12 protein-coding genes are annotated in these 12542 nt (G+C 62.5%); 4 read left to right on the top strand and 8 right to left on the bottom strand.

What is annotated here, in order from left to right:
• Positions 1-123: 123 nt before the first annotated feature.
• From R9B85_RS07795 to R9B85_RS07780, 4 genes are all read right to left on the bottom strand, one after another.
• Positions 124-2178, bottom strand: coding sequence for a putative bifunctional diguanylate cyclase/phosphodiesterase (locus tag R9B85_RS07795; protein ID WP_166674302.1), 2055 nt, complete (start codon positions 2176-2178; stop codon positions 124-126).
• 351 nt (positions 2179-2529) lie between these two features.
• Positions 2530-3126: a superoxide dismutase gene (locus tag R9B85_RS07790; RefSeq protein ID WP_013974076.1), complete on the bottom strand. Its 597-nt coding sequence runs from the start codon at positions 3124-3126 to the stop codon at positions 2530-2532.
• A gap of 506 nt (positions 3127-3632) precedes the next feature.
• Entirely contained in the window at positions 3633-4232 is a 600-nt protein-coding gene (locus R9B85_RS07785; RefSeq protein WP_112250362.1) for a LysE/ArgO family amino acid transporter, read from the bottom strand.
• 57 nt (positions 4233-4289) lie between these two features.
• Positions 4290-5440 (bottom strand): IS3 family transposase gene (locus R9B85_RS07780; RefSeq protein ID WP_423770507.1). Its coding sequence is split into 2 segments (ribosomal slippage): positions 4290-5206 and positions 5206-5440, totalling 1152 coding nucleotides; the frame shifts between segments, so codons are not numbered across the junction.
• A 124-nt stretch (positions 5441-5564) separates the two neighbouring features.
• Here R9B85_RS07780 and R9B85_RS07775 point away from each other — a divergent pair.
• From R9B85_RS07775 to R9B85_RS07765, 3 genes are all read left to right on the top strand, one after another.
• The gene (locus R9B85_RS07775; RefSeq protein WP_112250364.1) at positions 5565-6455 is read left to right on the top strand and encodes a LysR family transcriptional regulator ArgP; all 891 of its coding nucleotides are present in this window, start codon (positions 5565-5567) and stop codon (positions 6453-6455) included.
• A gap of 49 nt (positions 6456-6504) precedes the next feature.
• Positions 6505-7500, top strand: coding sequence for an NAD-dependent epimerase/dehydratase family protein (locus tag R9B85_RS07770; RefSeq protein ID WP_112250366.1), 996 nt, complete (start codon positions 6505-6507; stop codon positions 7498-7500).
• A gap of 87 nt (positions 7501-7587) precedes the next feature.
• Positions 7588-8457: an ATPase gene (locus R9B85_RS07765; RefSeq protein WP_207879800.1), complete on the top strand. Its 870-nt coding sequence runs from the start codon at positions 7588-7590 to the stop codon at positions 8455-8457.
• Positions 8458-8565: 108 nt separating this feature from the next.
• Here the strand turns inward: R9B85_RS07765 and R9B85_RS07760 are convergent, their stop codons facing one another.
• Positions 8566-9615 (bottom strand): alkene reductase, encoded by a 1050-nt coding sequence (locus R9B85_RS07760; protein WP_015271676.1) that lies wholly within the window; start codon positions 9613-9615, stop codon positions 8566-8568.
• 17 nt (positions 9616-9632) lie between these two features.
• Positions 9633-9935 carry an ArsR/SmtB family transcription factor gene (locus tag R9B85_RS07755; protein ID WP_003258229.1) on the bottom strand — a complete coding sequence of 101 codons (303 nt, stop codon included), beginning with the start codon at positions 9933-9935 and terminating at the stop codon, positions 9633-9635.
• A 150-nt stretch (positions 9936-10085) separates the two neighbouring features.
• On the opposite strand from R9B85_RS07755, the gene R9B85_RS07750 reads away from it, so the two are divergent.
• Positions 10086-10670, top strand: a complete 585-nt coding sequence (locus tag R9B85_RS07750) for an ACP phosphodiesterase (RefSeq protein ID WP_112250370.1) — start codon at positions 10086-10088, stop codon at positions 10668-10670.
• A 222-nt stretch (positions 10671-10892) separates the two neighbouring features.
• Here R9B85_RS07750 and R9B85_RS07745 read toward each other — a convergent pair whose 3' ends face one another.
• On the bottom strand, positions 10893-11681 hold the full coding sequence (locus R9B85_RS07745; protein WP_423770954.1) for a lysophospholipid acyltransferase family protein: 789 nt from the start codon (positions 11679-11681) through the stop codon (positions 10893-10895).
• On the bottom strand, positions 11681-12436 hold the full coding sequence (olsB, locus tag R9B85_RS07740; RefSeq protein ID WP_207879941.1) for an L-ornithine N(alpha)-acyltransferase: 756 nt from the start codon (positions 12434-12436) through the stop codon (positions 11681-11683). Before olsB ends, R9B85_RS07745 begins: the two co-directional genes overlap by 1 nt.
• Positions 12437-12542 lie beyond the last annotated feature (106 nt).

The following is a 12542-nucleotide window of genomic DNA, read 5'->3' as shown; positions in this document are numbered from 1 at the left end:
GGTGGACCGTGCGCCGTGGCACGCGAAACGGCAACATCATGCGAAAGATTTGCATTTGCTGTAAAGGGGGCGGGCATGCAATTCGTGTAAATGCCAGTCATGGCCTGTAACCGGTCAGGCGGCTCAGAGCATCGAAACCTGATTTCGCTGCGCCTGTTTGAGGAAATTGGTCAACTCACGGGCCGACAGCGGCTTGCTGTAGTGGTAGCCCTGGCCCTCGTGGCAACCCTGAGCGACGATGTAGGTTTCCTGTTCGGCGGTTTCCACGCCTTCGGCGATCACCTGCATTCCCAGGCTCTTGCCCAACTGGATGATGGCGCGAACGATGGTGGCGTCGTCATCGTCGTCCAGCAGGTCCTGGACGAAGCTCTTGTCGATCTTGATCTTGTCCAGTGGCAGCGATTTCAGGTAGCTGAGCGACGAGTAGCCGGTGCCGAAGTCGTCGATGGCAATCAGTGCTCCGGAGCGGCGCAGGCTCAGCAGGTGCTGGGCGGCGGTGCTGATGTCTTCCATCAGGCCGGTCTCGGTGACTTCCAGCTCCAGGCTGCGTGGTGGCAGGCGGTAGGCCTGCAGCAGGTTGTTGACCACCCGCGGCAGTTCGTTGTGGTGCAGCTGCACGGTGGACAGGTTGACCGCCATGCGCAGGTCACTGAAGCCCATGTCGTGCCATTCGCGCAGTTGCCGGCAGGCCTGGTCGAGCACCCATTCGCCGATGCTGATGATGCTGCCGTTCTGTTCGGCCAGGGGGATGAACTGGTCTGGCGGCACCATGCCCAGCTCCGGGTGCTGCCAGCGCAGCAGTGCTTCGACGCCGACCACGCGGTGGTCGCGGTAGCTGATCTGCGGCTGGTACACCAAGTACAGCTGGTTGCGCGGCAGGGCTTCGCGCAGGTCCTTTTCCAGCTCGCGACGGCGGCGCATCTCGCTGTCGACGCTGGCGATGTAGAACTGGTAGCGGTTGCGCGAACGGGCCTTGGCCAGGGTCATGGTCTGTTCGGCTTTCTGCAGCAGCTTCTCGGTGCTGTCGCCGTCTTCCGGGAACAGGGTGATGCCGATGGTGGCACGCAGGCGGATCTGCTGGTGCTGGTCGAGGTCGAACGGCACTTCCAGGTCGTCGAGGATACTCTGCGCCAGTTCCGCCGCCTCGTAAGGCTGCTCGATATTGGCCTGCACCAGGGCGAACTGGTCACCGCCCAGGCGTGCCAAGGCGCCCAGGCGCCCGCTGTGGGCGCGCAGGCGGTCGGCCAGGGCCAGCAGCAGCTGGTCGCCGACCTGATAGCTGAACTGCTCGTTGATGCCCTTGAAGTCGTCCAGGCCGACGCATAGCACCGCCACACGGTGTTGCAGGCGGCCACCGTCGACGAGGATCTTGTCCAGTTGCTGCTGCAACTGCTGGCGGTTGGGCAGGCCGGTGAGGAAGTCGTACTGGGCCATGCGTTGCAGGCTGTTCTCCGCCTCGTGGCGCAGATGGGTGTTGCGCTCGATCGAGGCCAGCAGCTGGTTGGCAGTATTTACCCACAGGCCCAGCTCGTTCTTCTCATGGCCCTTGAGCAGCGGTAGCTGGTGCTGGCTGGGGCGGTCGGGGTTGATCTGGGTGAGGTGCTCGATGATCTTGGATAACGGTTTGGTCAGCAGCCAGTGGTAGACCAGGTACAGCACCAGGCCCATGGCCAGGGCCCGCAGCACGCCGGAAATGAAGATGATCACGGCGTTGATCAGGAAATCTTCGCCGTAGGACGAGGTGTCCAGCGTGATGCTCAGGTCGCCGTAGTATTCGCTGTAGGGGCCGCGGCCAACCAGTTGCGTGGTGTAGGTGCGTTCCTGGCCGAGGATCAGGTCAGTCAGCCAGCGCATGGACATGTCCTGCAGCGGGCGGGACTTTTCTGCGAGCATGGTTTCGTTGGGGTGGCCGATGGAGGCCATGCGTACCGATTCGTCCTGGAACAGGCCTTCCATCACCTGCATGCCCATTTCGCGGTCCAGGCTATATACCGCTTGGGTCGAGGGGTCGCGGAACATGTCGAGGATGCGTTGGGCATCGTTGTTGACGGCCTGGCGGGTCTTGTAGGTGTCGTAGACGATTTGCGCACAGCTGAGCACGACACCGACCGCTAGCGCCGACAGCAGCACGACCCTGAGCAACTTGACCGACAAGCTGTTCCGCAATTCCAGCTTCAATGGGGTTTCCTTAATCCATGCGCATGGCATCATTTTGCCATCAACGATGACGATACACTATCGGCCGACCATCAGTAGTGTATCGGTTGCCTGACCCCGCAACTTGAGTGCGCTGTATCAATCTTCCAGAGGTTTGATGTTAGCGTGCTATGCGGGCTGAGCAAGCGTTTGCTGGTGGGTTGAAGGTGAAATCTGTGCCGGCCTCTTCGCGGGCACGCCCGCTCCCACAGGGATAGCATCAAGTCAACAAGCGGCGCCGAACCTGTGGGAGCGGGTTCACCCGCGAAGAGGGCCTTACAGGCATAAAAAAACCCGGCACCGGGCCGGGTTTTTCGTTCAGGGCTGAATGACTCAGGCCTTGAAGGTCTTGCCTTCGAACTGTTCGGCAACGAAGGCCCAGTTGACCAGGTTCCAGAACGCCTCGACGTACTTCGGACGCAGGTTGCGGTAGTCGATGTAGTAGGCGTGTTCCCAGACGTCGCAGGTCAGCAGCGGGGTGTCACCGCTGGTCAGCGGGCAGCCGGCGCCGATGGTGCTGGCCAGGGCCAGGGAACCGTCAGCCTTCTTCACCAGCCAGCCCCAGCCGGAACCGAAGGTGCCAACCGAAGTCTTGGTGAACTCTTCCTTGAACTTGTCGAAGGAACCGAAAGCGGCGTTGATGGCGTCAGCCAGGGCACCGGTCGGCTGGCCACCGGCGTTTGGTGCCAGGCAGTTCCAGTAGAAGGTGTGGTTCCAGACTTGAGCGGCGTTGTTGAAGATGCCGCCCGAAGAGCTCTTGACGATCTCTTCCAGGGTCTTGCCTTCGAATTCGGTGCCTGGGACCAGGTTGTTCAGGTTCACGACATAGGTGTTGTGGTGCTTGTCGTGGTGATACTCCAGGGTTTCCTTGGAGATGTGCGGCTGCAGGGCATCGTGGGCGTACGGCAGCGGCGGCAATTCAAAAGCCATGGTGGATCTCCTGATTCAGGTCTGTTTGCGGTTTGCGCAAGGCCGATCACGGGCGGCCCGATGAGCGTCGGCGAGTTTGTACTCTTTGCGACGCAAGGGCTGGATCATAGCACCGGGCCCGGCGCATAACCACGCAACAAAGATAGGGAATAGAGGTTCCAGAGCGGTGGGGGCGTACTGACCGGTGGCGTTCGCCGGAGTGTTTGTGTTGCCTGTGAGATCGAGCGCCGCCCGCGCGGCGCTTCGCGGGGCAAGCCCGCTCCCACATTTGTTGCAACGTGCCGAACCTGTCAGGCCATGGTTGCCTGCCTGGTTGCTCTTACCCGATTTCTCGACTGGCGCTGCTGCCGCCCCATCTGTCTCAAGTCATGCACCAAGGCGGACAACGCCTATCCCACAGGCATGGCCACGTTGCAACAAATGTGGGAGCGGGCTTGCCCCGCGAAGCGCCGCGCGGGCGGCGCTCGATCTCACAGGCAATAAAGATGCTGCGACCAGCCCATCGGTCAGTTGAAGATCAACTGCGCCGCCACCGCAAACATCATCACCGCCACCATCAGGTCGAGCATGCGCCAGGTCGCCGGCCGGGCCAGCCACGGCGCCAGCCAGGCCGCGCCGATCGCCAGGGTCGAGAACCACAGCAGCGAGGCACTGGCGGCGCCGGCCACGTAGGCACCAGGAGCAGTCTGCTGGGCGCCCAGTGAGCCGATCAGCAGCACCGTGTCGAGGTACACGTGCGGGTTCAGCAGGGTCACCGCCAAGGCACTGAGCAGTACCGCGCGGCGTGAGCGGGCACCTTGGCCTTGCTGGTGTTGCAGGCTTTGCTTGGAGCAGGCGCTGCGCAAAGCCTTGGCGCCGTACCAGATCAGGAACACCGCGCCACCCCAGCGGGCGATAGCCAGCAAGGTTGGGTTGTGCGCCAGCACAGTGGCCAGGCCGAACACTCCGGCAGCTACCAGGATGGCGTCACAGACGATGCACAGTGCCGCCACCGGCAAATGATGTTCGCGGCGCAAGCTCTGGGCGAGGACGAAGGCGTTCTGTGCACCGATGGCCATGATCAGGCCGAAGGCCACGAGCATGCCGTTGAGATAGCTTTGCCACATGGCGTGCTCTCCAAAGAAGCTAAAAGATGCTGGTCATTGTGAATCGCCCCTGGTTTTCTAGACACTCTCCAAGCTCAGGAAATAGCGTTTCTCATACTCTACTGGAGACAGCTGCATAGCACTGCTGTGTCGGCGTTTAGGGTTATAGAACATCTCGATGTAATCGAAAATATCACTTCGGGCTTCTTCACGGGTTGTGTAGATCTTTCGTCGGATTCGCTCTCGCTTCAAAAGCTGGAAAAAGCTCTCGGCTACGGCATTGTCGTGGCAGTTTCCCCGCCGGCTCATGCTGCTGATTACATTGTTGGCCTTCAAAAAGCTTTTCCAATCCGAGCTACTGAACTGACTGCCTTGATCTGAGTGAATCATAACTTGCTGCTGAGGCTTGCGTCGCCAAACAGCCATCAACATCGCGTCGATAGCCAGGTCGCTGCACATCCTTGGCTTCATTGACCAACCAATTACTTGGCGTGAGAACAGATCCAGCACTACCGCGAGGTAGAGCCACCCTTCATAGGTGCGGATGTAAGTGATATCTGTCACCCAGACCTTGTTCGGCTCACTTACCTTGAACTGCCGCGCGAGGTGGTTGGGCGAGGCCACTGTTGGTTTTCCACCATAGAACCCTGGACGCCGCCGATAGCCCGTTTGAGAACGCAGCCCCTCCGCCTGCATCAAGCGCCTGACTCGATTTCGGCCGCATTCCTCTCCCAGCTCACGCAGGTCATCGTGAATTTTGCGGTAGCCGTATACACCTCCGCTTTCCAGCCAAGCGTCTTTGATCAAGCCAAGCAGACGTTGATCTTCTTTTGCTCGGGCAGATTGAGGCTCGGCCAGCCAGGCGTAATAGCCGCTGGGGTGCACCTTGAGGGTTTGGCAAAGGCGCCGCACCGGGTAATCAGTCGAGTGCTTCTTGATGAAGGCGTACTTCAGCCGCACTCCTTGGCAAAGTACGCGGCGGCCTTTTTTAAGATGTCTCGCTCTTCCGTCACGCGCTTGAGTTCAGCGCGTAGCTTGCGCAGTTCGGCCTGCTGATCGTCGTCTTGCTGACGCTGCTCTTGGGGCTTGCTGTAGACCTTGATCCAGGCGTAAAGACTGTGCACGGACATGCCCAGGCGCTGGGCGACATCGGCGACAGGTTTGCCTTTCTCGGTCACTTGCTTGACCGCTTCGATCTTGAATTCTTCGGGGTAACGCTGACGACTCATGGCACCTCCTATTTGGGCCTCATTATGAGGCTTGGAGGTGTCTACGAAACCAGGGGCGATTCATTGTGATGAATCACGCTGTATAAGAAAAACAAATAAAGCTGATCCCTCATTAGGAAAATCGATGTTCGACTACAAGCTGCTGGCCGCCCTCGCCGCGGTGATCGAGCAGGGCGGTTTCGAACGCGCGGCGCAGGTGCTGGGCTTGTCGCAGTCGGCCATCTCCCAGCGCATCAAGCTGCTCGAGGCGCGGGTCGGTCAGCCGGTGCTGGTGCGTGCCACGCCGCCAAGCCCGACCGAAGTCGGCCGCCAGTTGCTGAACCATGTGCAGCAGGTGCGCCTGCTCGAACGCGACCTGCAGCGCCAGGTGCCGGCGCTGGACGAAGAGGGCATGCCGGAGCGCCTGCGGATTGCCATCAACGCTGACAGCCTGGCCACCTGGTGGGCCGGCGCAGTGGGCAAGTTCTGCGCACAGCAGAACGTGTTGACCGACCTGGTGGTGGAAGACCAGGAAGTGGGCCTGAAACGCATGCGTGCGGGCGAAGTGGCGGCCTGCCTGTGTGGCAGCGAGCGGCCGGTGGCCGGCGCGCGCAGCCTGCCACTGGGTGCCATGCGCTACCGCGCGCTGGCCAGCCCCGCGTTCATGGCGCGGCATTTTCCGCAGGGTTTCGCTGCCAGCCGCCTGGCCCGTACCCCTGCGATCGTTTACGGCCCGGACGATTTCCTGCAACACCGCTACCTGGCATCGCTGGGCATCGAGGACGGTTTCCTGCACCACTTGTGCCCATCGTCCGAAGGCTTCCTGCGCATGACCGAAGCGGGTCTGGGCTGGGGCCTGGTACCGGAACTGCAGGCACGCGAGCAACTGGCCAGCGGCCAGTTGGTGGAAATCTGCAGCGATACCCCCATCGATGTGCCGCTGTACTGGCATCATTGGCGCAATGGCGGGCAACTGCTCGCGCAACTGACCGACCACCTGCGGCACACCGCACGGCATTGGCTGGTGCCCTTGTAGCCACGGCTGGCGTCAGTTGCATCTGAAATCTGGCAAGACGGAGTCTTACATGCGAATTCTGGTCACCGGCGCGAGCGGCTTCATTGGCGGGCGCTTTGCGCGCTTTGCCCTGGAGCAGGGCCTGGACGTGCGGGTCAGCGGCCGTCGAGCCGAAGGGGTCGAGCACCTGGTCAAGCGCGGCGCCCAGTTCATCTCCGGCGACCTGGGTGATGCCGAACTGGCCCGCCGCCTGTGCCAGGGCGTCGATGCGGTGGTGCATTGTGCTGGCGCAGTGGGCAACTGGGGGCGCTATCAGGATTTCTACCAAGGCAATGTGGTGGTCACCGAAAACGTGGTCGAGGGCTGCTTGAAGGAGCACGTGCGACGCCTGGTACACCTGTCTTCGCCGTCGATCTACTTCAATGGCCGCTCGCGCCTGGACATCCGGGAAGACCAGGTGCCGCGCCGCTTTCACGACCACTACGGGCAAACCAAGCACATGGCCGAGCAGAAGGTATTCGGCGCCCAGGAGTTTGGCCTCGAGGTACTGGCACTGCGCCCACGCTTCGTCACTGGCGCGGGCGATGCCAGTATCTTCCCGCGGCTGATGCAGATGCAGCGCAAGGGGCGTGTGGCAATCATCGGCAACGGCCTTAACAAAGTCGATTTCACCAGCGTGCACAACCTCAACGAAGCGCTGCTCAGTGCCTTGTTCGTCGACGACCGGGCGCTGGGCCAGGCCTACAACATCAGCAACGGCCAGCCGTTGCCGCTGTGGGACGTGGTCAACTACGTGATGCGTCAGATGCAGCTGCCGCAGGTTACCCGTTACCGTTCCTACGGCCTGGGTTACAGCCTGGCCGCGCTGAACGAGGCGGCTTGCATGTTGTGGCCGGGGCGCCCGCAACCGACCCTGTCGCGCCTGGGGATGCAGGTGATGAGCCGCGATTTCACCCTGGATATCAGCCGTGCTCGACAGTACCTGGATTACCAGCCCAAGGTCAGCCTGTGGACGGCGCTGGATGAATTCTGCGCCTGGTGGAAGCATCAGCCGCCGGGGCAGTGAGGCCGCTCGGCCGACAATGGTCATCAACGCGCCGCGCTGGCGGTTTATACTCGTGCCTCTTTGCGACTACCGCGGTTGAATGTATCCATGCGTAACCATGCTCACGATGACTACGATGACGTGCCTACCCTGCGTGCCGGCACCCATGACGATGACGAACTGATGCCGGCGCACGTGGTGCGCAGCCGCCAGAAAGCCGCTCGCGGTGCCAGCACGGCGCCGCTCTGGGCATTGCTCGGCGCCTCGTTCATCGCCTTGGCGGGCCTTGGCTGGTGGAGCTTCCAGCAGATCTCGCTAATGGAGCAGCAGCTGGTGGCGACCCAGGAAAGCTTCGCCCGCATCAGCGAAGAAGCGGCCGGGCGCCTGCAGGCGATCAGTGGCAAGGTGGCGGCCAGCGAATCCGGCGCCACTACCAACAGCGAAGCGCTGAAGCTGCAATTGCGCCAGTTGCAGAAGGGCGTGGCCGGGCAGACCGGCGACCTGGGCAAGCGCCTTGAGCAGGTGCTGGCCGATACCCGTGAACAGCAGAAGGCCGTGACCGAGCTGCAAAGCCAGTTGCAGGCGCAGTTGAAGGCGGTGAATGGCGAACTGGCCGCATTGCGCTCGGGCCAGGTCGATGGGGGCAAGCTGGATACCCAGTTCAAGGGGCTGAACGAACAGGTCGCTGCGCTGAAGGCCGCGCAGGTCGATGGCGCCAAGCTGGATGGGCAGCTCAAGAGCCTGAGCAGCGAGGTGGCGGCGCTGAAGAAGCAGGGTAACCCGAGCGCGGCCATCCAGGGCCTGGAACAGGATATTCTGGTGCTCAAGAGCCAGATCGACAACCGCCCGGCCGCGGCGGCCTCCGGTGGTGCTTCGGTGCAGGAGTTCGATGCCTTCAGGGCACAGACGACCCGTAACCTGAATACCTTGCAGAGCCAGGTTCAGAACCTTCAGCAGCAGATCAATGCCCGGCCCTGAAACCACCTGAGCCTTCTTCGCGGGCACGCCCGCTCCCACAGGTACAGCGACAAGCTTGAAGATTGCGCTGATCCTGTGGGAGCGGGCGTGCCCGCGAATGGCCCTCAATCACAACCGCGGATAGTCGATGTACCCCACCGGCCCTTTGCCATAGAAAGTCTCCGGCCGCGCCTCGTTCAACGGCGCATCCGCCGCCAGCCGCGCCGGCAGGTCGGGGTTGGCGATGAACGGCACGCCAAACGCCACGGCGTCAGCCTTGCCACTGGCCAGGGCCGCATTGGCACTGGCCTTGTCAAACCGCTCATTGACGATGTACGGGCCACCGAACGCTTCCTTGATCAGCGGGCCGATACTGTCATCGGCTTCCTTTTCCCGCGAGCAGATGAAGGCAATACCCCGCTTGCCCAGCTCGCGGGCCACGTAGGTAAAGGTTTCGGCGCGGTCGGCATCGCCCATGTCATGGGCATCGGCACGCGGTGCCAGGTGCACGCCGACGCGGTTGGCGCCCCAAACCTCGATGGCTGCATCGGTCACTTCCAGCAGCAGCCGCGCACGGTTTTCCAGCGAGCCGCCGTAGCGGTCGGTGCGCTGGTTGGTGCTGCTCTGCAGGAACTGGTCGAGCAGGTAGCCGTTGGCACCGTGGATCTCTACGCCATCGAAACCGGCAGCCTTGGCATTCTCGGCGCCGCTGCGGTAGGCCTCGACGATGTCGATGATTTCTTCGGTTTCCAGCGCGCGCGGGGTGGGGTAGTCGCTGAGCGGGCGTACCAGGCTTACATGGCCTTTAGGCTGAATTGCACTGGGGGCTACCGGCAGCTCGCCGTTCAGGTAGCTGGGGTGGGAGATGCGGCCAACATGCCACAGCTGCAGGAAGATGCGCCCGCCGGCGGCATGCACGGCCTTGGTCACATTGTTCCAGCCACGCACCTGCTCGTCGTTCCAGATACCGGGGGTATCCGGGTAGCCGACGCCCATGGCGCTGACCGAGGTCGCCTCGCTGAGGATCAGCCCGGCGCTGGCGCGCTGCACGTAGTACTCGGCCATCAGCGCGTTGGGTACGCGGCCTTCGTCGGCCCGGCAGCGGGTGAGCGGGGCCATGATGATGCGGTTGGGCAGTTGCAGGTCGCCCAGGGTGATCGGATCGAAAAGCGTGGTCATGACGGTTACCTGCCTGTTCAGAGTGCTTGGCGCAGTTGTTCGAGAAACGCCTGGATGGTGGCTTCGTTGCGTTTGAAGAAGTGCCATTGGCCGATCTTCTGGCTGCTGATCAGCCCGGCGCGCTGCAGGGTGGCCAGGTGGGCGGAGACGGTTGACTGCGAGAGGCCGCAGCGTTGGTCGATCTGCCCGGCACACACACCGTTCTCGGTGCTGTGGTACTGGTCGGGGAATTGCGTCGCCGGGTCCTTCAGCCAGCTGAGGATTTCTCGCCTGACCGGGTGGGCCAGCGCTTTTATGATTTCGTCGAGATCGAGAGGCATGGGTTGAGGCTCGTTGTAGCGGTATATCGCGATGGAGCGAAATGTAAATCGCGCTTTGCCGATATACCAATACCAAGAGGTTCTGAGCTCAGTATGAATCGCTATATCGCGTTATAACGATATGCTGGCTGGCGGTGCTAGACTGCGCTGATGAACTACCTCGCACACCTGCACCTGGGCGGCCCGGCGCCGCAACAACTGCTTGGCAGTCTGTATGGCGATTTTGTCAAAGGCTCACTGGAAGGGCGCTTCCCACCTGCGCTGGAGGCGGCCATCCGGCTGCACCGGCATATCGACAGCTATACCGACCAGCACCCGTTGGTGTTGGCGGCGCTGGCGCGTTTTCCACGGGAGCGGCGGCGCTTTGCCGGCATCGTTCTGGATGTGTTTTTCGACCATTGCCTGGCGCGGCATTGGCGGGATTATGCCGAGCAGCCGCTGGAGCAGTTCACTGGGGCCTTTTATCGGGTATTGCTGGCGGAGCCCGAGTTGCCGGGGCGGCTGGCGCGGATTGCGCCGTTCATGGCAGCGGATGACTGGTTGGGGGCATATGGCGACTTTGCCACGCTGGAGCAGGTGTTCAACGGCATCGCCCGGCGCTTGTCGCGGCCGGAAGGGATGGTTGGGGTGATGGGGGAGCTGGAGCGGTTGTATGAGCCATTGTTGGCGGACTTCAGGGCGTTTTATCCACAGTTGCAGGCCTTTGCTGCGGCTGGCCGGTTGTCTGGCAGTTAGTGCCGGGTTGGCATTGCTGGCCTCTTCGCGGGTAAACCCGCTCCCACAGGACACCACAGGCCTCAGGATGAGTGCCATCCCTGTGGCTCCCACAGCTATACCACAGACCTCAGGACTGCTATTGCAGTGGCTCCCACGGGTACACCACAGAACTCAGGATGAGCGCGGTCCCTGTGGGAGCGGGTTCACCCGCGAAAGGGCCAGAACAGGCAGTGCAACAATTCAGGCAGCCCGCGCCTGCCGCCGTGGCGCCAGCTCGACTTCTCCAACCCCGAACAACGCCAGGTGAATCGCCTGCTGCGCCTGCAGCGCCAGCACCGCTCGCTCCTTGCCCACGCTGCCGATCGGCTGCAACAGGTGAATGCACACCTCGCCCCGCGGCAGGGCAAACAGGCGCATCAGGTGCGACACCAGGTCATCGTCACCAATGAACGGCGCAATCGGGTCGATCTGGCCTTCACGCAGGTACTGGATGGCCACCGGCTGCACCGCCACGCCACGGTCGATGGCGCCTGCCAGCAGGCGGCCATGGAAGGTGCGCAGGGTACGGCCGCTGGTGGTGGTGCCTTCCGGGAAGATCAGCAGTGGCCGGGCAAGGCCCAGTTGCCCGGCGATCTGCTCGCGCAGGCGCTGGCTGTCGCCCCCGCCACGGCGGATGAACAGAGTGCCTGCCTTTTCCGCCAGCCAGCCGGCCACCGGCCAATGGCGCACTTCGGCCTTGGACAGGAACGACAGCGGCAGCAGCATGCCGAGCAGGGGGATATCGGTCCAGGACACGTGGTTGCTGACCCACAGCATCGGCCGCTGCGGCAGCTCGCCGATCACCCGCACATCGAAGGGCAAGGTAGTGACCAGGCGCTTCATGAACAGGCAGGTCCAGCGTTGGCGGCGCTCTATGGGCGCCTTGAACCCCAGGCGTTCGCCCAGGGCAATCACGCTGGCCATCAGCATGCCCAGCAGCAGTACCAGCAGCAGTCGAGTCAGGCGGGCCATTACCCGCAGCTTCGGCATCAGACCGCTGCCTTGAAGTGGCGGGCGTAGCGTGGGCACAGTTCGTCGCGCTTGAGCAGGATGAACACGTCGGCCACCTGGAAGTCTTCGTCCCAGCATGGCTCGCCGCAGATCTTCGCGCCCAGGCGCATGTACGCCTTGAGCAGCGGTGGCATTTCGGCAATGACGTTGTTCGGCAGGGGCAAGTTGGGCAACGGGTTCTTTGGCTCGGCGCGCAGGTGCTCGGTGCACAAGTAGCGGTCACGCAGGCGCTGCATCACCGCGTGGGCCTGTACCCCGCCATCCTGCATGGGGATGCTGGCGCAGCCCATCAGGTAGCTGTAGCGGCCTTCGTTGAGCACTTCGGCCAGTTCGCCCCAGAGCACGGCGATGGTGCCGCCGTTGCGGTAGTCGGGGGCTACGCAGGTACGGCCCAGCTCCAGGATCGGGCCCTGCAGCTGCAACAGCCCGTGCAGGCTGAATTCTTCTTCGCTATAGAAGCGGCCCAGGCTGCTGGCGGCCTGATGGTCCAGCAGGCGGGTGGTGGCAACCAGCTCACCGGTGTTCAGGTCGCGTACGCCAATGTGGCGGCAGTGCACGTCGTAGTCGTCCATGTCCAGGCCTTGCTCGGCTCCTTTGAGCTTGGCCTTGAATTCGGCGCTGAACACTTTGTAGCGCAGGGCCTGGGCTTCCTGCAGGGCCGCGGCGCCAACCAGGCGTTCGGCTTGCAGACGGCGTTCGGTGCTGTTGTCGCCAGCGTGAGCGATCCGAGTCATTACGAGTCTCCATAAGCCAGCCATGAAGGGTTGCGGCCGGTCGGCTTTGTTGTGCAAAGTCAGCCTAGGTAGATGGGGTGTCACCCCTGTGAATCTTTGGTGATGC

The organism is Pseudomonas sp. NLJ1, from assembly GCF_049486705.1.
Lineage (GTDB): Bacteria > Pseudomonadota > Gammaproteobacteria > Pseudomonadales > Pseudomonadaceae > Aquipseudomonas > Aquipseudomonas inefficax.
The sequence above is the reverse complement of the archived record's forward strand: the minus strand, read 5'-3'. Positions and strand labels throughout refer to the sequence as shown.